22 protein-coding genes and 2 pseudogenes are annotated in these 21693 nt (G+C 60.6%); 11 read left to right on the top strand and 13 right to left on the bottom strand.

The genetic code is table 11. The features are described from left to right. Positions 1-24: 24 nt before the first annotated feature. Positions 25-936: a LysR family transcriptional regulator gene (locus Q7C33_RS08965; RefSeq protein ID WP_198796799.1), complete on the bottom strand. Its 912-nt coding sequence runs from the start codon at positions 934-936 to the stop codon at positions 25-27. A gap of 95 nt (positions 937-1031) precedes the next feature. Here Q7C33_RS08965 and Q7C33_RS08960 point away from each other — a divergent pair, with 95 nt between their 5' ends. The 3 genes from Q7C33_RS08960 to Q7C33_RS08950 all read left to right on the top strand — a co-directional run bounded on the left by Q7C33_RS08960 (position 1032) and on the right by Q7C33_RS08950 (position 3282). Further along, positions 1032-1475, top strand: a complete 444-nt coding sequence (locus Q7C33_RS08960; RefSeq protein WP_030140599.1) for an ester cyclase — start codon at positions 1032-1034, stop codon at positions 1473-1475. Positions 1476-1503: 28 nt separating this feature from the next. Then, positions 1504-2424: an NADP-dependent oxidoreductase gene (locus Q7C33_RS08955; RefSeq protein WP_407683236.1), complete on the top strand. Its 921-nt coding sequence runs from the start codon at positions 1504-1506 to the stop codon at positions 2422-2424. A gap of 117 nt (positions 2425-2541) precedes the next feature. Then, complete coding sequence (locus Q7C33_RS08950; protein ID WP_198796832.1) at positions 2542-3282, top strand: substrate-binding periplasmic protein; 741 nt, start codon at positions 2542-2544, stop codon at positions 3280-3282. A 12-nt stretch (positions 3283-3294) separates the two neighbouring features. Here the strand turns inward: Q7C33_RS08950 and Q7C33_RS08945 are convergent, their stop codons facing one another. Next, the gene (locus Q7C33_RS08945; protein ID WP_030140596.1) at positions 3295-3753 is read right to left on the bottom strand and encodes a winged helix-turn-helix transcriptional regulator; all 459 of its coding nucleotides are present in this window, start codon (positions 3751-3753) and stop codon (positions 3295-3297) included. 205 nt (positions 3754-3958) lie between these two features. Between Q7C33_RS08945 and Q7C33_RS08940 the strand changes: the two genes are divergently transcribed. The 3 genes from Q7C33_RS08940 to Q7C33_RS08930 all read left to right on the top strand — a co-directional run bounded on the left by Q7C33_RS08940 (position 3959) and on the right by Q7C33_RS08930 (position 6303). Next, positions 3959-5155 carry an MFS transporter gene (locus Q7C33_RS08940; RefSeq protein WP_030140595.1) on the top strand — a complete coding sequence of 399 codons (1197 nt, stop codon included), beginning with the start codon at positions 3959-3961 and terminating at the stop codon, positions 5153-5155. 75 nt (positions 5156-5230) lie between these two features. Continuing rightward, on the top strand, positions 5231-5932 hold the full coding sequence (locus Q7C33_RS08935) for a hypothetical protein (protein ID WP_030140594.1): 702 nt from the start codon (positions 5231-5233) through the stop codon (positions 5930-5932). 98 nt (positions 5933-6030) lie between these two features. Then, a complete protein-coding gene (locus Q7C33_RS08930) occupies positions 6031-6303 on the top strand; it encodes a YceK/YidQ family lipoprotein (protein ID WP_198796796.1) in 273 nt (90 codons plus the stop codon). 134 nt (positions 6304-6437) lie between these two features. Here Q7C33_RS08930 and Q7C33_RS08925 read toward each other — a convergent pair whose 3' ends face one another. Further along, a complete protein-coding gene (locus Q7C33_RS08925; RefSeq protein WP_407683235.1) occupies positions 6438-7292 on the bottom strand; it encodes a LysR family transcriptional regulator in 855 nt (284 codons plus the stop codon). Between the two features lie 74 nt (positions 7293-7366). Here Q7C33_RS08925 and Q7C33_RS08920 point away from each other — a divergent pair, with 74 nt between their 5' ends. Beyond that, positions 7367-8338 (top strand): DMT family transporter, encoded by a 972-nt coding sequence (locus Q7C33_RS08920; protein WP_407683234.1) that lies wholly within the window; start codon positions 7367-7369, stop codon positions 8336-8338. Here the strand turns inward: Q7C33_RS08920 and Q7C33_RS08915 are convergent. Together Q7C33_RS08915 and Q7C33_RS08910 are read right to left on the bottom strand one after the other, a co-directional pair. Continuing rightward, positions 8302-8856 (bottom strand): DUF488 domain-containing protein, encoded by a 555-nt coding sequence (locus Q7C33_RS08915; RefSeq protein WP_030140591.1) that lies wholly within the window; start codon positions 8854-8856, stop codon positions 8302-8304. The two genes, Q7C33_RS08920 and Q7C33_RS08915, sit on opposite strands and share 37 nt — an antisense overlap. 348 nt (positions 8857-9204) lie before the next feature. Then, positions 9205-9552 carry a carboxymuconolactone decarboxylase family protein gene (locus Q7C33_RS08910; protein ID WP_030140590.1) on the bottom strand — a complete coding sequence of 116 codons (348 nt, stop codon included), beginning with the start codon at positions 9550-9552 and terminating at the stop codon, positions 9205-9207. A gap of 110 nt (positions 9553-9662) precedes the next feature. Here Q7C33_RS08910 and Q7C33_RS08905 point away from each other — a divergent pair, with 110 nt between their 5' ends. Continuing rightward, positions 9663-10568, top strand: a complete 906-nt coding sequence (locus Q7C33_RS08905; protein WP_198796793.1) for an AraC family transcriptional regulator — start codon at positions 9663-9665, stop codon at positions 10566-10568. Positions 10569-10587: 19 nt separating this feature from the next. Here Q7C33_RS08905 and Q7C33_RS08900 read toward each other — a convergent pair whose 3' ends face one another. Together Q7C33_RS08900 and Q7C33_RS08895 are read right to left on the bottom strand one after the other, a co-directional pair. After that, entirely contained in the window at positions 10588-12642 is a 2055-nt protein-coding gene (locus tag Q7C33_RS08900) for a 2Fe-2S iron-sulfur cluster-binding protein (protein ID WP_407683233.1), read from the bottom strand. Between the two features lie 202 nt (positions 12643-12844). Beyond that, positions 12845-14452 (bottom strand): ATP-binding response regulator, encoded by a 1608-nt coding sequence (locus Q7C33_RS08895; protein ID WP_030140588.1) that lies wholly within the window; start codon positions 14450-14452, stop codon positions 12845-12847. Positions 14453-14556: 104 nt separating this feature from the next. Here Q7C33_RS08895 and Q7C33_RS08890 point away from each other — a divergent pair, with 104 nt between their 5' ends. Further along, complete coding sequence (locus Q7C33_RS08890) at positions 14557-15207, top strand: response regulator (protein ID WP_030140587.1); 651 nt, start codon at positions 14557-14559, stop codon at positions 15205-15207. Between the two features lie 343 nt (positions 15208-15550). Further along, complete coding sequence (locus Q7C33_RS08885) at positions 15551-16003, top strand: hypothetical protein (protein ID WP_080628567.1); 453 nt, start codon at positions 15551-15553, stop codon at positions 16001-16003. Positions 16004-16072: 69 nt separating this feature from the next. Here Q7C33_RS08885 and Q7C33_RS08880 read toward each other — a convergent pair. The 3 genes and pseudogenes from Q7C33_RS08880 to Q7C33_RS08870 all read right to left on the bottom strand — a co-directional run. After that, positions 16073-16549 (bottom strand): annotated as a pseudogene (locus tag Q7C33_RS08880) (methyl-accepting chemotaxis protein); the annotation flags it as partial. 111 nt (positions 16550-16660) lie between these two features. Next, positions 16661-17338, bottom strand: a pseudogene (locus Q7C33_RS08875) (PAS domain-containing protein); the annotation flags it as partial. Positions 17339-17607: 269 nt separating this feature from the next. Then, complete coding sequence (locus tag Q7C33_RS08870; RefSeq protein ID WP_309475695.1) at positions 17608-18366, bottom strand: hypothetical protein; 759 nt, start codon at positions 18364-18366, stop codon at positions 17608-17610. A gap of 155 nt (positions 18367-18521) precedes the next feature. Here Q7C33_RS08870 and yghU point away from each other — a divergent pair, with 155 nt between their 5' ends. Then, positions 18522-19361 (top strand): glutathione-dependent disulfide-bond oxidoreductase, encoded by an 840-nt coding sequence (gene yghU / locus Q7C33_RS08865; RefSeq protein WP_030140583.1) that lies wholly within the window; start codon positions 18522-18524, stop codon positions 19359-19361. Positions 19362-19400: 39 nt separating this feature from the next. Here the strand turns inward: yghU and Q7C33_RS08860 are convergent, their stop codons facing one another. The 3 genes from Q7C33_RS08860 to Q7C33_RS08850 are packed head-to-tail and all read right to left on the bottom strand — an operon-like array spanning position 19401 to position 21653. Continuing rightward, positions 19401-20162: an ABC transporter ATP-binding protein gene (locus tag Q7C33_RS08860; protein WP_217859611.1), complete on the bottom strand. Its 762-nt coding sequence runs from the start codon at positions 20160-20162 to the stop codon at positions 19401-19403. Between the two features lie 55 nt (positions 20163-20217). Further along, on the bottom strand, positions 20218-20928 hold the full coding sequence (locus Q7C33_RS08855; protein WP_030140581.1) for an ABC transporter permease: 711 nt from the start codon (positions 20926-20928) through the stop codon (positions 20218-20220). Beyond that, on the bottom strand, positions 20925-21653 hold the full coding sequence (locus tag Q7C33_RS08850) for an ABC transporter permease (protein WP_407683232.1): 729 nt from the start codon (positions 21651-21653) through the stop codon (positions 20925-20927). Before Q7C33_RS08850 ends, Q7C33_RS08855 begins: the two co-directional genes overlap by 4 nt. Positions 21654-21693 lie beyond the last annotated feature (40 nt).

Here is a 21693-nt window from a genome sequence, read left to right as displayed (position 1 = left end):
TTGGGGCTTTGCCCTGGCGAGGTTTCACACTGTATCGGCGACAGACGCAATCAGCTCCCGGAACCACCGCTGCGCCGGATGGGTGTCGCTGCGCCTGTGCCAGATCAGGTCGAATTGCATGTGCGGCAGCACAACGGGCGGAGCAAACATCACCAACTTGCTGCTGCCCGATGCGCCTGTCGCCACGCGCTTCAGGACCGTTGCCGTAAAACGGCTGCGGGCAATCAACGCGGGAACGGCAAACATCTGCGGCAGGGTCAACGCCAGCGCCCGCCGCTCACCCAGTTGCGCCAGGGCATGATCCACGACGCCGTGCAGTTCGCCTTCGGGAGAAACCAGGACGTGGCGCAGCGACAGGTACGCTTGCAGGGTCATGCCACGTCGTGCGACCGGATGATCATTGGCGACGATGGTCACGAACTCGTCCGTGAGCAGCATGCGCCCGAGAATCCTGGCATCGGCGTGGGTAGGCGGCACGCCGATGGCCGCGTCGATCATGCCGGCGTCGAGCAAATCCACCGCATGGTCCCGGTCGTTGAACGCATGGACATTCAGCGACACCCCTGGGGCCTGTTCGGCGAGTGCCTCCATCAACGGCGGCAACAGCACGTAGGCCGGGTAATCGGACAACCCGAGCTTGAAGACCATTGACGCTTTTTCGGGATCGAACTCCGGCCGGCTGACCAAGGTAGTTTCCAGCTGCCGCAGCGCTTGGGAAATCGGCTCCGCCAACTCACGGGCCCGCGGTGTTGGCAGCAGGCCATCGGCGCTGCGGGCGAAAAGCGAATCGCCCAGGAGCGTGCGCAGCCGACCCAGGGCGGCGCTCATTGCCGGTTGACTCACGCCTACCCGAGCGGCCGCGCGCGTGACATTGCGCTCGTTCATCAGCGCATCGAAGGCCACGAGCAGATTCAGATCGATCCCGTGAAAATCCATAAATCAAATAATCATCTATATCGTTTATTTGTTAGACGGATTGTAGCCCGCGACCGGACAATTTCGCCATCGAACCCAACCGCCGCGAGAACATCATGCAAGCGAATCCTGACCTGACTGAACAATTGAAGCGTGAACGCGCAGCCGTCGAGACACTGTATCGAGCCTTCAACGAACAGAATCCCGATCTGGTAGACGATGTGCTCTCGCCCCAGTGGGATGACATTCCCCTCGCCCCCGGCCAGGTGCCTGGCCCTGAAGGCATCAAGCCAATCATCCGCAGCTTCGTCCAAGCCTTCCCGGATGTCCGGATCACCGTCCACGACATGGTCCAGGAACCCGGAAAAATCGGCGTGCGCGCGGAAATTACCGGGACCCATCAAGGCGAGTTTTTCGGCATCGCGGCCACCGGCACGAAGGTCGGTTTCCGCATCCATGAATTCCACGTGCTGGATAACGCCAAGCTGACCACGACCTGGCACATGGAAGACTGGTTCGGCCTGTTTCTCCAACTCGGTCAATTTCCTGCACAAGCCTGATAACACGCGGATTAAGGGGAGTCTCTTGATGAAAAACGCTTTGATTAAAACCTTCGGCAGCCCGGATGTCGTCGAGGAAGGTGAACGTACGTTGCCTGCGATTCAACCTCACGAGGTCGTGGTCCGCGTCGAAGCGGCCAGCGTCAACCCGCTGGATGTGAAGATTATTGCCGGATACATGCAAGCTATCTTTCCAGTCGATTTGCCTTACGTGCCGGGTACGGATTTCAGCGGTGTGGTCGAGTCCGTCGGCGAACAGGTGAGCGACCTCCAGCCGGGCGACCGCGTGGTGGGCCGGACCGCGCCGAGTGCCGGTGGAGCATTCGCCAGGGCGCTGGTCATCGCAGCCTCGGAACTTTGTCTCATCCCACCACAGATGAGTTTCGAGCAGGCCGCCGCCCTGCCCACTGCCTACGGCACGGCGGCGCTGGCATTGTTCGAGGTCGGCCGGCTGCGACGCAACCAGCGCGTATTGATTCACGCCGGTGCCGGTGGCGTCGGCAGCATGGCCGTGCAACTGGCCCACCTTGCGGGCTGCCATGTGATAGCGACAGCGTCTGCAAAAAACATCGAGCGGGTGAAAAGCCTGGGCGCCGATGAGGTCATTGACTACAGGACCCAGAGCCTCGAACACGTGCGTGATATTGACCTGGTACTCGATACCCTCGGAGACGACACCCTCGAAGCCTCCTGGCATGTGTTGGGCGCCGGAGGCCGGATCGCCTCGCTGGTGGACTTCGACATAACGTCCCGGGACGGGCATGCCGGCGAGTTCGTTTTCTTCTCGACCGCAGTGCCGTTCCTGCCCAGGGCGATCGAACAATTCCAGGCCGGCGACCTGCAGGTCCTCATAGATTCGACGTTCCCGCTGGCCGAGGCACGTGGGGCCGTGGAAAAAGTGGCCACCGCGCATGCTTGCGGCAAGGTGCTGATTCGTCCGGGCGTTTAAGAGGTTGTTCGCATAACGCGGCTGCGGCAGTCGTCAGGCACGTGTTTGGGTCTATGCTTGTCTTGGGTTCGCTCAGGAAGAGCGAACCGCCCATCAGGAGAACACGTGAAGCATTCGATGCCTGCCGCAGCGCTGCTCTGTCTGTTGCTCGGCCCTGCGACCGCAAACGAGCAATATCAGGTCGTCACCGAGGAATGGGCGCCCTACAACTATGTCGAGCACGATCAGCTCACGGGCATGACCACGGAAATCGTGCGGGCCATCATGGCGCTGACCGGGGATAAATTCGAAGTGCTGTTGCAACCCAGCATGCGCGCCACGCAGATACTGAAAAACCGCCCCAAGACCATCATGTATTCGTTATTCCGCACGCCGGAGCGCGAGCCTTTGTACAAGTGGGTCGGACCGATCGTGGAAGAATCCATCCATGCCTACCAGTTGGCCAGCGCACCGCCGATCAATTCCCTGGAACAGTTGCTGCACGCCCCGCAGATCACCACCCGACATGCAGGCCTGGTGCCGCAGACGCTGCAGTCGCTGGGGTTCAACAACCTGGACAAAAGCGCAACCGAAAGCAAGCTGCTCTACCGCATGCTGCTCGCCGGACGAACCAGCATCATCGTCGGCGACACGGCTGCAGGGGTGGCTTATTACAGCCGGCAATTGGAGATTCCGCCGGGCACCCTGAGGCAGATTCCCATCGAGCTCTACCGCTCGTCCTTGTACATCGCCTTCAGCACCGACAGTGACGATGAATTGATCGCCGCATGGAATCGCGCACTGGAGCAGCTACGCCGGTCCGGCGAGTTGTCCCGCATCCAGCGGCGCTATGAACAACAACCTGCCCAGCCAGAATAGGCCGGCGCGCATTCATGACTCGCTGACGATACGTCTCACCCTGTGGCAATCCCCGGGCTGCACGACCTGGCCGGTCGATGAGCGAACCTCCATCGGCATCAGCGGCTGCCCTGACGCGTTGTCCAGCAGTACCGACCTTGTCTCTTCTTCGGCGAACAGAAACCGCTCGCCCCACTGCCTCAAGCTGATCACGATCGGAAAGACCTGCTGGCCTTTTTCCGTGAGGACATATTCCTTGTAGGCGCTTCCGTCCGATGCCGGTTGTACCTGGAATACGCCGGCCTCGACCAGGGCCTTGAGGCGCGAGGCGAGGATGTTCTTGGCGACGCCGAGGCTTTTCTGGAATTCGCTGAAGCGGCGGATGCCGTCGAAGGCGTCGCGGATGATCATCAGAGACCAGCGGTCGCCGATGATGTCCAGTGTTCGGGCTACCGGGCATTCGTTATTCGTTGATGGAGCGTGTCCTGACATCGTGTTGACCTGTTTGAGTTCTTGTAGGAGCGAGCCTGCTCGCGAAGAGGCCTGTACATCCAGCACCTTCATCGAAAATGACACCGCGTTCGCGAGCAGGCTCGCTCCCACAGGGAACGGCGGTGTAGATAATCTGGTTGCAATTAAAAACCTAATCGCGCAAAAATAAAACAGGTTTCTAATTGCAACCGGATCAAGGAGCACCATGACCGCCTACACCCACCTCCCCCAAGGCCTGTCACCCCGCCTGACGTTCCTCTTCTCGATCACCTGCGCCCTGGCCGTCGCCAACGTGTATTTCGCTCAACCACTCCTCGCTTCAATGGCAGAAAGCCTCGACGTCGCCCCCGCCTCGATCGGCAGCGTAGTAACCGCCACGCAGCTCGGATACGCCTTGGGATTGCTCTCCATCGTCCCGCTGGGCGACCGGATCGACGGCAAACGGTTGATCCTCACTCTGGTTACGTTATCGGTGATTGCCCTGGCGGGCGTCGGCGCATCACAGCATTGGCTGGTCCTGCTGGGTGCCATGATCGTCACGGGTTTGCTGGCCGTGGTCGTCCAGGTGCTCGTCGCCTATGCCGCCACGCTGGCTGCCCCAGCCCAACGTGGGCAGGCGGTCGGAACGCTCACCAGCGCTATCGTGCTGGGCATTCTCCTGGCACGGTTCATCTCTGGATTGATCGCCGACCTGGCAGGTTGGCGCGCGGTGTATCTGGTGTCGTCGGGGCTGATGCTGGTCATCGCGGCGGTGTTCTGGAAAGTGGCGCCCACCGTCGTGTCATCCCCTGACCGACAGTCTTACCCGGCATTGATCCGCTCGTTGTTCCAACTGTTCATGACCGAACCGCTCTTGCGGATCAGGGGCCTGTTCGCCCTGCTGATCTTCGCCGCGTTTTCCGTACTGTGGACCGCCATGGTCCTGCCGCTGAGCGCCCCGCCGCTGTCGCTTTCCCACACCGCCATCGGCCTGTTTGGCCTGGCCGGCGTTGCGGGGGCGCTGGCGGCTCGACGTGCCGGGCGCTGGGCCGATCGAGGGTTCGGACAACGCGTCACCGGCCTGTCGCTGGCGCTCCTGGTGCTCGCATGGCTGCCCATCTCATTCGCCGAAAGCTCCCTGATCGCCCTGGTCTGCGGCGTGGTCCTGCTCGACTTCGCCGTGCAAGCCGTGCACGTCACCAACCAGAGCCTCCTTTTCGCCGCACGCCCCGACGCGCAAAGCCGCATGGTCGGTGCCTACATGTGCTTCTACTCGATGGGCAGCGCCCTCGGAGCCGTCGCAGCGACCCAGGTCTATGCGCTCTGGGGCTGGGTCGCGGTCAGTTGGCTGGGTGGGTTGATCAGTGCGGTGGCGTTGTTGCTTTGGTGCGCTTCGACTCGTCTGGCAGCGTGCGGCGAATAAAAAACGGTATGAACAATTGGCCATACGGTAATCTTCACCGCCAATTTCAGTGTTGATCCAAGGAGCCCTCGATCAATGTCGCTTAGTTTTCGCAGCTACGCCCTGCTGACGTGCCTGTTGTCTGAGCTGTGCATGGCCAAGACGTTGCCTATAGACCCACGCGGTGAAACGCTTTATCAGCGGGCCGTCCCATATCTAGTAGAAGCGAACAGCAAGCTCGAGGCAGTTACAGCCGAGACGCCAACTACCGGAGCGCAGGAAAAGGAGCGCTCCCTGAACCTGGCCGGAGAAGCTGGGTTATTGCTCAAGCACGCAATGCCCCTCCTGGAACAAGCAGCAGCCCTTGATCATCCGGTCGCCCAATATCGTCTCGGGCTGATTTACGTGATGCTTTCTCCAAGCGAAGTGATAAAAGAAAAAGCCTGCCCTCTGTTTGAACAAAGCCTCGCTCAAGGCTTCGCTCCGCCGGCTTTGGAAATCTCATCCTGGTGCATCGCATTTACCGAAACGCCCGAGTACCAGGCTGCATTGCAAGCCATGGAAACCAGCATTCCGCTCTACGAACAATACTTTCCACAGCCTGTCGTCAGGCTTGAATGCAGGAAAGAGGAACCTGTGGGATTCGCCATGCAATGGGGCAGCGGTCGTGACTTCCAGGCGGAGATCTATCGAATACAGGGAAACATCAACCGCGCTCGACGCTTGGAGTATTACCAGAAAGCCATCGACGTCAACGACTGCTACAGGGCCAAGAAGCGCATGGAGATTTTTAAATAGTCGCAGGCGCGATGAGACTGCAAAGCACATTGTTCGATCTAGATGCAGGTCCGCCTGGTACAAATGCTACAGTCGCGCACCAACAACGAGGGAACGCCATGCGCATCATTGGAACAGCTCTGACCATCGCACTGCTGACAGGATGCGCGACGGCCAACGAAACCTTTGGCAACGGGGGGCTCTGCGGCGTCCAACCTTACTGCGGGGTGTACTTCGATTACCAGATCCTCAAGGAAGCGGTGACGGAGGATAACGCGACGTACGCCAGTGCGTTTGCGCCGTTGGCGGCCATCGACCTGCCCCTGAGTTTCGTCGCCGATACGCTGATCCTGCCCTACACCATTTTTCAGATAAGGCCGTCCGAAGAATAAACCCCGCGTCCACGGCCTGCGCCGCCTAGGCGTTGAAACGCTGCTCCAGCTCCTCGCCATGATCGACCCAAATTGTATGGGCGCGAAACGTTCGGTCGCCTGCCCCTCTCCGCCAGGAAATACCCGACCTCTGCCTACAGCCGAAAACGCTGTTGCATGGCCTCGCCAAGCAGATCAATCGCTTCTTCCGCGTATGACGTTTCGGATCGCATGAACACCACTTTGTGGTCGGCAATCACCGGCAGGTCATCAAGGATGCGCATGTTTTCGGTCACACGGGCGCGGTCGATCAGGCTGATCGCCAACCCGGCCTCGACACAGGCCTTGATGGCTTGGTTGGACGGGCTTTCCAGGACGATGCGCAAACGCCGGCCACTGTCCTTGAGCGCTTGCATCATCGCCTGGCGATACGGGCATTGGGTGGCATGCACCGCGAGCGCGAGCGGCGCTGTCGAGCTGGCTGTCGTGTGGATTGCCCCGACCCAAACGGGCGTCGTGGTAGTCAGGACCTGTGCGCCTGTCGAAGGCTGGTCCATCGGCTGGGTGAGCACGGCCGCGTGGAGCTTGCCGCGCTGCACCTGTTCGCGCAGGGCGTAGCTGGGTGCCGTCTTGAGTTCCAGGATCACGTTGGGCCAGGCAGCCGTGAAGGTCGGAAGGATGTCGCGGATGACATGGTCGGCGTATTCGTCCGGCACGCCCAAACTGATGCGCCCCGCCAGCCGTGTGCCTTGGAGGTCAGCCAGCACCCGGTCATGGGTCGCGAGCAGCTCGGTGGTGGAAACGAGCAAACGCCTGCCCAGCGCAGTCAGGGAGACTGATTGATTGTCACGGTCAAGCAGACGACCGCCGGCGACCACTTCCAGGCGCTGGATGTGCACGCTCACCGCCGCCGGGCTTTTATGCAGCTGTTGCGCCGCCGCGCTGAACTTGCCGATTCGCGCAACCGCATGAAAGGTCCGGATCAGTTCGATATCCAGTATGGCTGTCATGATTCAATCTTCGTGAACGAGTGCTGCAGGAAATTTTGATTTATTAGATTAGTCGGCTTTCGTAGCCTGTGACCATGAACTCGCCCAAATCGATCACTTGCGCCTCGTCCCCCAGTTGCTACGGGCTGATCCCTTTGCCGCTGCTCGAGGCCGCGTTGTTGGTGGCGTGGAGCTCCGGCTTCGTCGGCGCACGATTCTCCATTGATTACGCGCCGCCGTTGCTCGTGGTGTTCTGGCGCTGCGTCCTGGTCACGCTCTTGCTGTTCCCTTTTGTTGCCAGGCAGCTGCGGCAGACTTCATGGGTCGCGCTGCTGAAAAATGCCGGTATCGGCTTGCTGGCCATGGCCGGCTATCTCGCCGGCATTACCCAAGGCATTGCCCTGGGCGTGCCGGCGGGGCTGGCGGCCTTGTTCGCCGACTTGTTGCCGTTGGGCCTCGCGCTGCTGGCCGCCGGTGTGCTCGGCCAACGCCTGACGTCGCGGATCTGGGCTGGCTTGCTCGTCGGCGTGGCCGGCGTCGCCCTCGGCACCCATGGCGCATTGGCGTGGGGCAGCGCGCCCTTGTGGGTTTACGGCCTGCCGTTGCTGGGCATGCTGTCGCTCGCCGCCGCGACGCTGTGGCAACAGCAACTCCCAGCCTCGCAGTCCATGGACCTGTTGCCCAACCTCTGGCTGCAATGCTGCGTCTCGGGCCTGGCGTTCGCCCTGATCGAAGGCATGCAGGGCGGCCTGGCGCCGATAGCCAATACCGGGTTCGTATTGAGCGTCTTATGGACGGCGGGGTTGTCGACGATGGGCGGATACGGTCTTTACTGGCTGTGCCTGCGCCGAGCCTCGGCGACCCGTGTCGCCAGCGTCCTGTACCTGAGTCCGCCCATTACGATGCTATGGGCGTGGGCAATGTTCGATGAACCATTGTCATGGCAGATGGCGCTGGGGATGGCGCTGTCTGCGGTCGGGATCTGGCTGGTCGTGCGCGAGGAAACGCGTGACGCGCGACGTAAACAACCTCACGGAACGGCTGCCGGGTCGGAGACTGCCGGATAGGTCAGTTTCAGTCCGGACCGCCGTGCCGCCGGATTCAAGACCGCTTGGGTCGCCTTGTCTTTGTCCATGATATGGAAGACGTCGACGTCGCGAAGCAACAGGTAGTCGGTAATGATCCGGCGATGACAGCGCCACCAGACCGCTTCCGCGCACATGATGGCGCACCGTCGCGTCCGGCTGAGCGCCCGGAGGCGATCCAGGCCCGCCTCGAATTCGTCCGACAACGCGTAATCCGCGTAATTATGGAAGCTACGGTTTTCCCAGAATCCATTGACGTCATCGGGAACCGTCACGGACTTTTTTCGCAAGCCGCCCAGCTCTCGGATCTGCTCATGCTGCAACCCGAGGGGCGCCAGCAATCCAGGCAGCGTATCGAGGTTGTATTGAGGATTGGTCCGCGACCTTGGAACCGTCCTGACGTCGACGATCATCTCGACCTCGAAGCTTCTTACGATCTCCACGAATTGCTCGAGCGTCCGGGTCGAGTGACCGATCGTGTACAGGCTGGTTCTTTCCATGGGGGATCCGAATTCAACGATGTGCCTTCACTAGGAGCCACCCTGCGACGGGTTAGTTTCCTCATAATGTGTATTGCACATCGGCGTCTGGTTCTCCCGGTCGACCTCCGATCCAACTGTGGGAGATTGCTCGCAAAGACGGCGGTACAGCCAACATCCCCATCAACCGAACCATCGCTATCGCGAGCAAGCTCGCTCCCACACTGGATTTCGCTTCATCACGAGTCCGGCATACACACCGATCCCTGTGGGAGCGAGCTTGCTCGCGATGGCGGCCTTACAGTCGATGAAACAACCACAAAAAAGCCCGGCCACATTAACGTGCACCGGGCTTGGCAAAGCGCAGGATCAGGCTGGTTGCTTGAGCGTGTCGTACGCCTCCAGCGAGCGTAGCGAGTAGATATACGCCGCACCGGCATTCAACGAGATGGCGGTTGCCAAGGCGGCGGCGACTTCCTCGCGGCTGGCACCGGCCTTGATGGCGGCGTCGGTGTGGACCCCGATGCATCCGTCGCAGTGGGTGGTGATTGCCACCGCCAGGGAAATCAACTCGCGGGTCTTGGCGTCGAGTACGTTGTTTTCGCTGGCGGCTTCTCCAAGGGCCATATAGGCCTTGACCATTTTCGGGTTGCTGCGGCCCAGGGCACCAAAGGCTTTCTGGATGGTGGGCAACAATTCGGACCAATTATTGAACATGGCATTAACTCCTGAGTGGGTTGGGTGTACTGTTTCAACGCCCTCAGTTTTCCACTTGGGTGCGGGTCGGGTTTGTTCGATCCGCTCAGCTTTTGTCGCGAAACGCTCAAATGAATGCCATCGATAAACTCATCAGCCTGGCCAACGTCCGCGGCAGCCTGGACCTGCGTTGTCAGTTCCAGGGTGACTGGGCCCTGGACCACGAACAGCAGACACTCGGCAACGCGCCCTACCACATCGTGCTGGCAGGGGAATGCCGTGTTGAGTTTCCCGACGGCCAGCGCTTGCCCATGCGTGCCGGCGACATCCTGTTATTACCTCGCGGCGCCCCGCATGTCATGCACAGCCCCGGAAAAACCGTGGCGCCGACCTCGCCGAAGGTCATCAGCGGCGCCACACTGCCGATCCATCGCATCGGCGGTGCCAGCCCGGAACTGGACATGCTCTGTGGTGGATTCCACTTCAATCGCGCCTCGCTGCTGTTTGCGTCGCTGCCTGAATACCTGGTGATCCCCAGCGGTGCGCTGCCGGCCAACGGGCCGTTGCCGGCACTGGTCGATGTGATTCGTGCCGAAGCGGACGCGAACAAAGTCGGCGCGCGCTTCCTCCTTGATGCGCTGTCCCAGGCGCTGTTCACCTTGATCCTGCGGGCCCACCTGGCGAACCACGGCCAGGACAGCGGATCGCTGGCGCTGCTGGGCGATAAACGCCTGGGCCGCGCCTGGCAATCCATGTTGGACGACCCGGCCCACGAATGGACCATTCAAAGCCTGGCGGACCTGGCGAGCATGTCCCGGGCCAACTTCATGCGGGCGTTCGTCAAAGTGGCCGGCGTCTCGCCGTGGGTGCTGCTGACGCAGGTGCGCATGGAGCTGGCGTTCAGCCTGCTGAGCCACTCCCATCTGGGCCTGAGTGATATTGCCGTGCAGGTTGGCTACCAATCCCAGGCGGCGTTCAGCAAGAAATTCAAGGAACTCTATGGCGAGGCGCCGGGACGCGTGAGGCGGACGATCTAATCCGCCTGCATCGCCGGTTTCAGGCCTCCAGCACCAAAGGCTCGCTGCCCTGGGCCGGTACCGCGCAACAGATCAGCACTTCGCCATCGGCCACCGGCTCGGCGGGTTGGGTCAGGTAATGCACCTGGCCTTGGGTCATGCGGGTTTTGCAGGTGCCGCAGGAACCGCCGCGACAACTGAACTCCGGGTTCAGCCCGCGGGCCTCGGCCAGCTCCAGCAACGTCCCGCTGCCCGGTTCCCAGCGCGCCTCCTTGGCCGAGCTGGAGAACAGCACTTTCACCGGCTCACTCGCCGCCGGCACCTGTTCGGCCGCCGGTACGCTGACCTCGATATCGCGCACCAACGTGGACGGACCGAAGGTCTCCGCGTGGATGCGATCATCCGAGATGCGCAGCTTGCGCAGGCCGTCGTACAGCGCCTGGGTAAAGGTACCCGGGCCGCACAAGTAAAAATCGTAGTCGTCCAGGGGCAACAGTTGCTTGAGCAGGGCCACGTCGATCCGGCCGGCCACGTCATAGCACTGCCCGGCCTTGCCGTCGGTGGGCGGTTGGCTGACCAGGCGCAGCACCTTCAGCTTGTCACCGGCCCGCGCCACCAACTCATCGATTTCTTCGCGAAAAGCCAGGTCGGCCACGTGCCGGGCACTCTGCACCAGCCAGACCGGGCGCATGCGGCTGATGCGTTTCCCTTGGTAGACGACCTCGCGCAGCATCGACAACAGCGGCGTGATACCGACCCCCGCCGCCAGCAGCACCAACGGGCGGCGCTCGGTGGGATTCACGGTGAAGTGCCCTTGTGGCGCCCGAGCCTCGATGTCATGGCTCGCCTGGATCTGCTCATGCAGATGCGACGACACCACGCCATCGCGCTTGACGCTGATGCGCAGGAAATCGTCCGAGGGCGCGCTGGACACGCTGTAGGTGCGGATCGACGGCGCCTTCTGTCCCTCCAACAACACCCGCACAGGCAGATGCTGCCCGGCTTCGAACCGGGGCAAGCCGGCACCGTCGGTGGTCTGCAAGTAGAACGAGCGGATGTTGTGGCTTTCGTCCACCACGCGGGTGACCTGCAGCGCGCGCCAATGGGTCCTCAGCGCTTCGGCCTGCAAACGCTCGGCGGTCTGCTCCCAACTGCCGGTCATCAGTGAATTGGGCGAGTCGCCTTCGGCCTGATCCTTCCAGCGCAACGGTATCGCCGCCGGACGGTAGACAATGCGCTGCGGGGTAAACCGCAACAGCCGCTCGGCGCCCTGGAACGCGGCGATCTGCGGGTCGTCCAGCAACACCTGCGCCGAACCGCTCATTTGCAGCAGATCGCCGGTCTGGAAATCGACGAAGACCAAGCCGGCGCGAGGGTTCAGCAGGATATTGCCCAGGGTGTTGAAAAACAGGTTTCCGGAAAAATCCGGGATGGTCAGCGTCCCGTCCTCGTCCATGCGCACGAAACCGGGCTTGCCACCGCGATGGGAAGCATCGACCTGGCGCTCGCCGTCGCGCACCACGTAGGTGGCGACGTAGAACGAATCGGCCGCCGTGACCAGCCGACGAACCAGCGGATCCGCCACCGCCAGTTCCCGGGACACGGCTGGCTGCTCATCGACAAAGCTGTATTGCCGCAGATTGATGTAGCGCGGGCAGTTGCCATAGGCCTGGCTCACGGAAATCTCCAGGCCATGGTCGAGCTGGCGGCGCACCACGCCATTCATGCGATTGCGCCGACGGGTGTGCAACTCGATACCCAACATCCCGATGGCATCGCCCTCGCCCATGCCCGCCTGGGCCGGGTCCTCGGGCTGCGGATCGAAATGGATATGCAGCGTTTCAGGATCCGGTGAATTCATGAAACCGGGCTGGCCGGTGCGCAGGGTCGCCCAGACATCGCCCTGGCGATCTACGGCCCCCAGCACCACGAAAGGCAGTTGCGCATAGAACTCACGGTGCTGGTCCGGCATCCAGGTGCGCGCCAGTTGCCGCTGACCGACACCGGCCATCATCTCCACCGCCCCGACGGAGCGCTGCAAGGTCAACTCACCTTCATGCCAGGGCGAAGGTTGTGCTTTCGTGGCTTCGTTCATCAGCTACTCCTTGCGCCCCCGGCTGTGCAACGGGGTGAATGCGCTGTGGTCAGGGAGGTCCAATCACACCGTTGGCGAACGGTGTGTGCGGTGGAGCCATCTTCTGCCCAAAGCGCCGGCGCAGGAATACGCACGGATTGAAATCCACTGTTGCACGAAATGGAATGACCAGCGGCGCTGGCGGCCTGGAAGTACGTTGACGCTAGACCCGCCAGGCAAAGTGCTTGGTCAGCTCCAGCAAGGTCGCCCGCAATTCCGGCGGCCGCACCGGTTTGGCCAGGATCGAAATGTTCATGTGGTGCAGCGCGTGGCGAATGCGCTCGATCTCATGCCCGGTCATGATCATCGCCGGCACCTCCCAGCCTCTCTGCTCACGGATCGCCGCAATGCATTCGGCACCGGAGACCTTCGTGCCCAAGTCGAAATCGGCAATGATGATGTCGCAGTCGCTGGTCACGCCAACCCCGTCGCTGTGGGTCTCGACGACACATCCCCATTTCTCCAGCAGTGCCGACGTTGCCATCAGCACGTTGGAGTCGTCTTCCACCAGGCACACCCGCAATCCCTGAAGACGATTTTGAGCGGCGACCGGCCTGTCTACAGGGGTTCTCGGCGCGATCATTTCCAAGCCTTGGATCATCGCGCGGGTGCCTTTCCCAAGCCTGGAATCCAAACGGATATCCAGGTTGATCAGGTGGCTGATGCGCTTGACGATCGACAACCCCAGGCCCAACCCCTCGACATCCTTGTCCCGCACGTGACGCACCCGATAGAACTCCTTGAACACCTCGGGCAGATGCTCGGCGGCAATGCCTCGTCCCTTGTCATAGATGACGATCGCCAGGCCATCGCCTTTCGGACGCACGCCAATCAGCACTGGTTGCCCGGAGGCGTATTTCAGCGTGTTGGAGACGAGGTTCTGCACCATGGTCGCCAGCAAGCCGGCATTGACCTGCACCCAATGCCGACAAGGCCGCAAGCGCAACTCGACGCCGGCCCAACGGGCGGCCTCGGTGTTCTGCTTGACCACATCCTGCAGCAACGCCCCGAGGTTTACCGGTTCGGCCTGTGGTTCGAGCTGGCCGTTGTCGAGGGTGTAGATGTCGAGGATCGAACGAAACAGTTGCGACACGATGTGCAGCGAGCGGTCGATGTTGTCCACCAACCGTAGCTCCTCCCGACCGAGCCTGGCATCGCGCAGGCAGGCGGTGAACAGGCCGATGGAGTGGATCGGCTGGCGCAGGTCATGGCTGGCCTGGGCCAGGAACCGGGATTTTTCCTGATTTGCCGCAATCGCCTCCTCCGAAGCGATGCGGGTGCGTGTCAACAGGATGTGCGCGTAAGCGGGCACCACAATCGTCGTGACGATCAGGGTCAGGAACAGGAACGGCTGGCCGCGCCAGAACGGCGTTAACAGGAAAATCGCCACCAGTGTCGCCAACGCAATCAACGTCGCGATCATCAGGTAGCGCGTGCCGAAGCGCATGCCGTTGCCCAGCGTGACCCACAGCACCGCCGCGTAAAGCGGCAGTGCGCCCTCTCCGCCGACGATCAGGGCAAAGGCCAGGCTCACGTAGTCGAGCGTCATGGCGAACAGCCGACGCAGGAAAAAATGCCCCGGCCAACGCTTGATTGCCATGCGCAACGGAATCGCGACGCTGAAGAAAAAAGTCATGTACCACATGATCGGTACATAAGTCGCGAAGTCGCTGGTCGAGAGGCTCGCCACGACGAAGATATACAGCGAGGCACAGGCACCGACGGTCAATCGCAACGTGGCCTGGTCCAACTCGCTATTCTTTTCAGTCATATTCAAACGAATCTCCCGTCCTAAAAGTCTGTTTCAACATTGAAACCCAGCGCCATTGTTTAAGGTACGATGCCCAGGACTTGAAGATCAGGAGGATCTTTCGCATGACCTGCAGAGTAATCGTGGCGGATGACCATCCCTTGTTTCGCGAAGGTATGCTGAGAACGATTGAAAGGCTCTTGCCGACCGCCGTCATCGAACAAGCGGGTAATCTGGACGAAGTATTGGCGCTTGCCCGAACAGGCGCGGAAATTGATTCACTGGTACTCGATTTGCGTTTCCCGGGCATCAAGTCCCTGGACGTCATCAGCCAATTGCGCAATGAATTCAAACGCACTTCCATCATCGTGGTGTCCATGGTCGAGGACATCGACGTCATCGACCAGGTCATTGCGTTGGGCGCAGACGGTTTCATCGGCAAGAACATCGACCCGGCCGGCATCGCCGAAGCCTTCATGGCGATTCGCGAAGGCGAAGTAGTGGTGAGATACCATGCGGAGAACTCGATCCTGGGCGATGTCGAAACAACGGCGTTGTCCCAATTGACGACACGGCAACGGGAAGTACTTGGCCTGGTCGCCGCCGGCAAGACCAATAAGGAAATCGCCAAGGCATTGGGGATTTCACCCTTTACGGTTCGTATCCATGTTTCAAGCTTGCTCAAGGCGCTGGATGTCCCTACCCGCGCGGCGGCTGCCGCTCAATTTTCCAATTATCCGACCGCAAGCCAATGGCCTGGCAAACAGCAGACTTGAAGCATCGGATAACCATAAGTTTCCCTTAGTGTTTATCCGTCCTGCGCCCCATCGAAGCCATAGCACACTTGTACTATAGCTTGCGTCATTGCCCTCCCCCTAAGCTGTCAGCGCGCCATTAAAGGCCAACACCCCGGTATATAACTTTTCACGCAACACGGCGTGCAGCCCTGCACGTTCCGACGTTTCGTGGATGGCGCTGCGTGCGGCATTGAATTGAATGATTCGCTGGCGTGCGCTGTTGGGTCAACTTCGCGCCTGGCTGGGTGAAATGGAACGGTCCTGAACATTACTCAAGGTGAGTCTTATGTCTTTCAAGTATGGAAAAACACTTAAAAACGGAATGGCACTATGCTTGCTGGCGGGCGTCCTGGGGGGTTGTACAAACACGGGGGACTTGATGAATTCGCTGAACGCCGGCGCACAGAAATACAACGTCGGTTACCTGAAGCAAACCATCATTCCGGGCAAGACCACCAAGAGCCAGATCACCCAGATGTTTGGCGCACCGGCGAGCGAGGAGCTCAATTCGACCAGCACCAGCAATGAGTCGAACTGGACTTATGACAAAAGGGAAGAAGGCCTGGATAAATACATGAAGCTGGCTCACAAGTATGTCTCCACCGAGACGAGCCTGAAGATGTACGACACCTCCGCGCAAATTTCCAAAGCCCAGGGTGTTGCCAATGACGTCGGTAGCGTCACCGGCCAGAAAACCGGCCAGAGCCAGACCCAGGGCACCGTCTTGACCATTTATTTCGTGGATGACGTGGTGAAATATTACCGGGTCTATTGAGGCACCCGTTTTATTGAACCGTCTGGGGAGCGGTCCCTCTTGGACTCCCCCCCAGACGCAGCCGTCAACCTAGCCGACCCAGCCAATCGCCGTTTTAGGAATCACTTCCGACTCGTCGAGCTTGGACGCAAACATGCTCACCGCCTCCAGCGCATCGGTGGTCCCGGCCCTGATCTGCACGATGACCGATCCCGCCTGGTCCGCCAGGGTAACGCCGCGCAGCGCGCCCTCGTGCGTCACGCTCATGCTGGCCACCGCATCGCGGGTTTCGGAGAGAATCATGCCGATCATCTCGGCGATTTCCGAGGTCGAGCGGCTGGTGCGCCCGGCCAGTTGCCGGACTTCATCGGCCACGACCGCAAAGCCCCTGCCCTGGTCGCCGGCCCGCGCGGCCTCGATGGCGGCGTTGAGCGCCAGCAGGTTGGTCTGGTCGGCGATGCCGCGAATGGTATTGACGATGGCGGTGATCTCCTCCGAACGTGCGCCCAGTTGCCCGACCAGGCGCGCGGAGGCGCCGATGTTTTCGGCGATCTGGCGCATCTCCTTGGCGGTTTGCTGGATCACCTGGGCGCCCTGTTCGGCGACTCTCTCTGTCTCGGAAGAAATGTGGTACGCACGGGAAGCACCGCGTGAATCTTCTTCGAACTTTTCCACCCGTTCGGTGATGTCACTGGCGAACTTGACGACCTTGCTCAGTTTGCCTTCCGCGTCATAGACCGGGTTATAGCTGGCTTCCAGCCAAACCACCTTGCCATGTTTGCCGAGGCGCTTGAATTGACCGCTGAAGAACTCGCCGGCATTGAGACGACGCCAGAAGTCGCTGTATTCGGAAGAGTTGACCAGGCTCGTCTCGCAGAACAAGCGATGGTGCTTGCCCTTGATCTCCGCCAGCGAGTAATTCATGGTCTGGAGGAAGTTTTCATTGGCGGTCAGGATATTGCCGCCCAAGTCAAATTCGATCACCGCCATGGCCCGATCCAGTGCCACCAGCCGGCCACGGATTTCCGCATCGCTGGCCACCCGAGCGGTGACGTCCAGTGCGTACTTGACCACTTTCGCGACTTTGCCCTGCTCATCCAGGACGGGGTTGTAACTGGCCTCCAGCCAGACATTGCGGCCTTGGCCACTGATCCGCTGGAACGTCCCGGAAACGAATTGACCGGACCGTAGCCGGTCCCAGAACTCGCGGTATTCGGCACTGCCGGCCAACGCAGGGGTACAGAAATTGCGGTGCGACAAGCCCGCCAATTGATCTTCGCGATAACCCATGGTGTTGAGAAAGTTCTGGTTGGCCCGAAGCACTTTTCCATCCGGGCTGAACTCGATCACGGCCATGGACCGTTCCAGCGCACCGACCAGTCCCTTATAGGTTGCCAAGTCGGCCGTCCTGGCCGTCAGTTCATTTTTTAGTGTTGTGTTAAACATGACGTACCCTCGACGAACCCAAGAAATTCACCGGACCTCAAAGGGCTATCGGCGAATAACTCAAGGACTGAAATGGTTCGAAGGAATTATCTTTTGACGTCAAGAAAGACTATATCGGCGCACTTACTGGACTATCGCCAAAGGAAATATAGCGACCGTACCCAGGTCTGAAAAAACGCTTATCGCGTGGAATATTTCATATTGATGATTTCACTGATTCTTTCCGGGACACCGTTGAACGCAGGCGTGACCGAGCGAATCGACTGGCCACGATAAGGCCCGTCCACCGGGAACCAGTTATGCACCACGACGACCTGCCTGGCGGCGCCGCCCGTGGTGATTTCGTTGGTGAACTTGCAGGTATCGAATGTTCCTAGCGCGGTCGTGAGGGTTTCCCGGCCGTTGTAGGTCAGCTTCTCGGAAATATCGAACTCCACCGTCCCGCCGGCACTCTGCGCCTTGTTCTTGTAGTTGACGGTGACCGTCTGGCCAGGCTGCAGATCGATCGGCGTGGCGGGCGGCGGGCTGTATGTCGAAGTCACCAGCGACGCCCCATCGCCATGCCGGTCGCCGTAGCGAATCAGTTGGCCATCCTTGATTTCCGCATAGGTCTTGGTGAGGTAAAACGGCACTTTGTTCAGATACGACGTGTGCAGTGATACCACCGGATCGGCGCCGGCAAAGGTTTCACGGGCCAGGGTCTCGGTTTTACTGCGACTGGTGGTTGGCGAAAGATTGTCGCGACTTTCCGACATCACCACGGTGCCGGGCTGGAAATCGGTCTCGCGGGTGCAGGGAGCGGACGACACGTCTGCCGCGTATGCCGCCGACACAGCGGTCATGACGGTCCATGTGCAGGCGGCAAGGGCGAGCCCCCCGGCGACACGCTTGCGATCATCGGTGTTCACGTCTGGATGGCTTGACGGTGTGTTATTCAAAAGCAGCTCCCTGTCGATTCGACTCATTTGCCCACTGCCCTTGTCTGCCTGACAGAGCGCCCATAGATTAGAGTCCATGTCTCGACGCGTGCCATAGCGCAAATGTGCTATGGCTTCGTCCCGGAACACATGCATTCAACGATAAGGTACGTTTCATGAGCCAAGCGTCTTACGTTCCGCCCAAAGTCTGGAAACATGAGGCCCCCTCGGGTGGCCAGTTCGCCAGCATCAACCGGCCTGTCGCCGGGCCGACCCATGAGAAGCCGTTGCCGGTGGGCAAGCACCCGCTGCAACTCTATTCATTGGCAACGCCCAATGGCGTGAAAGTCACGATCATGCTCGAAGAGCTGCTGGCCCTCGGGCATGCCGGCGCGGAATACGACGCCTGGCTGATTCGCATCGGCGAAGGCGACCAGTTCTCCAGCGGCTTCGTCGAGGTCAATCCGAACTCCAAGATCCCGGCCCTGCTGGACCGCAGCGTCGAGCCGCCGCTCCGTGTGTTCGAGTCCGGTTCGATCCTGCTGTACCTGGCGGAAAAATTCGGCGCCTTGCTGCCCAGCGATCCAGCCGGCCGTACTGAAACCCTGAACTGGCTGTTCTGGCAGATGGGCTCGGCGCCTTACCTGGGCGGCGGTTTCGGCCATTTCTACGCCTACGCGCCAGAAAAAATGGAATACCCCATCAACCGCTTCACCATGGAAGCCAAGCGCCAACTGGATGTACTGGACCGTCGCCTGGCCGAAAACAGGTACCTGGCCGGCGACCAGTACACCATCGCCGACATCGCGGTCTGGCCCTGGTACGGCCAACTGGTGCGGAACAACGTGTACTCGGCGGCCGAGTTCCTGTCGGCCCACGAATACACCCACGTGCAGCGCTGGGCCGAGGAAATCGCCAATCGGCCCGCGGTCAAGCGAGGACAGCGTGTCAACCGGACCTGGGGCGATGAGGCGAGCCAGGTGCCGGAGCGGCATCGGGCGGAGGATCTGGAGTAGCCGTGACCTGACGCGTCGTCATCGGCTACCCCGGCTGCCTCACTTCAACCCATTGGACAGGAATTGCTGCAGGCGCTCGCTGCGCGGGTTGTCGAGGATCTCGGCCCCGCCCTGCTCCTCGACCTGACCCTGATGAAGAAACAGTAGTTGGCTCGATACCTTGCGGGCGAAGCTCATTTCATGCGTCACCATGATCATGGTCCGACCTTCCTCCGCAAGTCCCTGAATGACCTTGAGTACCTCTCCCACCAACTCAGGGTCCAAGGCAGAGGTCGGCTCGTCGAAGAGCATGACTTCGGGCTCCATTGCCAGCGCGCGGGCAATGGCGACCCGTTGCTGCTGGCCACCCGACAGAAAGGCCGGAAATTGCTCGGCCACCCGCGCCGGCAACCCGACCTTTTCCAGGTAATGCCGGGCCCGCTCCTCAGCTTCTTTCTTACCGACACCCAGCACCCGGCGCGGCGCAAGGCTGATGTTGTCGAGCACCGTCATGTGCCCCCACAGATTGAAATGCTGGAATACCATCGCCAAGCGCGTGCGCAGGCGCTGCAACTCACTGGCGTCGGCCACGTGCAACCCCAGATGATCCTTGACCATGCGAATCGGCTTGCCGTCCAGGCTCATGGCGCCATCGTTGGGGGTTTCGAGAAAATTGATACAGCGCAGAAAGGTACTTTTACCGGAGCCGCTGGCCCCAATCAGGCTGATGACATCGCCGGTACTGGCTTTGAGCGACACGCCCTTGAGCACTTCGTGGTTGCCGTAGCTTTTGTGCAAATCTTCAACGGTCAGTTTGTACATGTCGCAATCTTCTTCTTTAAGCGGATCGGGATGGACAACGTTCAGGCAGGCATGACTAATGAGCCGGGCCGAGGAAAGCCAGCCAGCGACGCTCGGCGAGGCGGAACAGGCCGACGAGTGCGAACGTCACCGCCAGGTAGATCAGCGCTGCTATGCCAAACGATTGGAAGGTCAGGAAGGTCGCGGAGTTGGCGTCCCGGGCCACTTTCAAGATGTCCGGTACCGTCGCGGTGAAGGCCACCGTCGTGGAATGCAGCATCAGGATGACTTCGTTGCTGTAGTACGGCAGCGAACGGCGCAGCGCGGAAGGCATTATCACGAAGGCGTAGAGCTTCCAACCGGACAGGCCATAGGCTTTGGCCGCCTCGACTTCACCATGGGCCATGCTGCGAATGGCGCCGGCGAAAATCTCTGTGGTGTAGGCGCAAGTGTTGAGGGCAAACGCCAGGATCGTGCAGTTCATCGCATCGCGAAAGAACGCATCCAGCAACGGCTGCGCCCGTACCGCCGCCAGGCTGTAGATGCCGGTGTAACAGATCAGCAACTGGATATAGAGCGGCGTCCCGCGAAACAGGTAGGTGTAGAACTGCACCGGCCAGCGCACCAGGCAACGGGACGAGACACGGGCAATGGACAGCGGGATCGACACGATGAAGCCGACGAAAAGGGAGGCGCTGAGCAGCCAAAGCGTCATCGCCAGGCCCGTGATCTGCTGCCCATCGCTGTAGAAAAACGGCTCCCCGTACATCTTCAGGAGTTCGATCATCGCACGGCCTCCCGGCAACCCGTTGCATAACGCCGTTCCAAGTGACGCAGGACAACGTTGGAGACGCTGGTGATGACCAGATAGGCCAACGCCGCCAGCACCAGGAAAAAGAACAGTTGGTAGGTACTCTTGCCCGCGTCCTGGGCGGCCTTTACCAGGTCAGCCAGGCCGATGATCGAGACCAGCGCAGTGGCCTTGAGGATGACCATCCAGTTGTTGCCCAGCCCCGGCAGGGCAAAGCGCATCATCTGCGGAAAAACCACCAGGCGAAAGCGTTGCGCCCGGCTCAAGCCATACGCAGTGGCGGCTTCCAATTGCCCACGGGGAACGGCGAGCAACGCGCCGCGAAAGGTCTCGGTGAAATAGGCACCATAGATGAATCCGAGGGTGAGGATCCCGGCCGCGAACGGGTTGATCTCGATGTAGTCCCAACCCAGCGCGACCGTGAGCATCGTCAGCCAGGTTTGCAGGCTGTAGAAAATCAGCAGCATCAGCACCAGGTCCGGTACGCCGCGAATAAGCGTGGTGTAGAGCTGCGCCGGCACGCGAAGCCATTGCTTGCCGGAGAGCTTGGCGCTGGCCCCGGCAAGTCCCAGCAGCACACTGAGCAGCAGCGAAGCGACGGATAACTTGACGGTCATCCAGGCACCGTTCAGCAACAGCGGCCCGAAGCCCTTGAGGCTGAACCCTGCGAGCTCCAACGCGTTTGATAGTGTGTCGATCATGGTCAGCAACCTCAGGCGAAAAGATGCCCATCCCCGCGGA

The sequence above is a fragment of the Pseudomonas sp. BP11-1-1 genome (genome assembly GCF_052112105.1).
Lineage (GTDB): Bacteria > Pseudomonadota > Gammaproteobacteria > Pseudomonadales > Pseudomonadaceae > Aquipseudomonas > Aquipseudomonas alvandae.
Note: the sequence above shows the minus strand (reverse complement) of the source record. Positions and strands in the feature narration are given on the sequence as shown.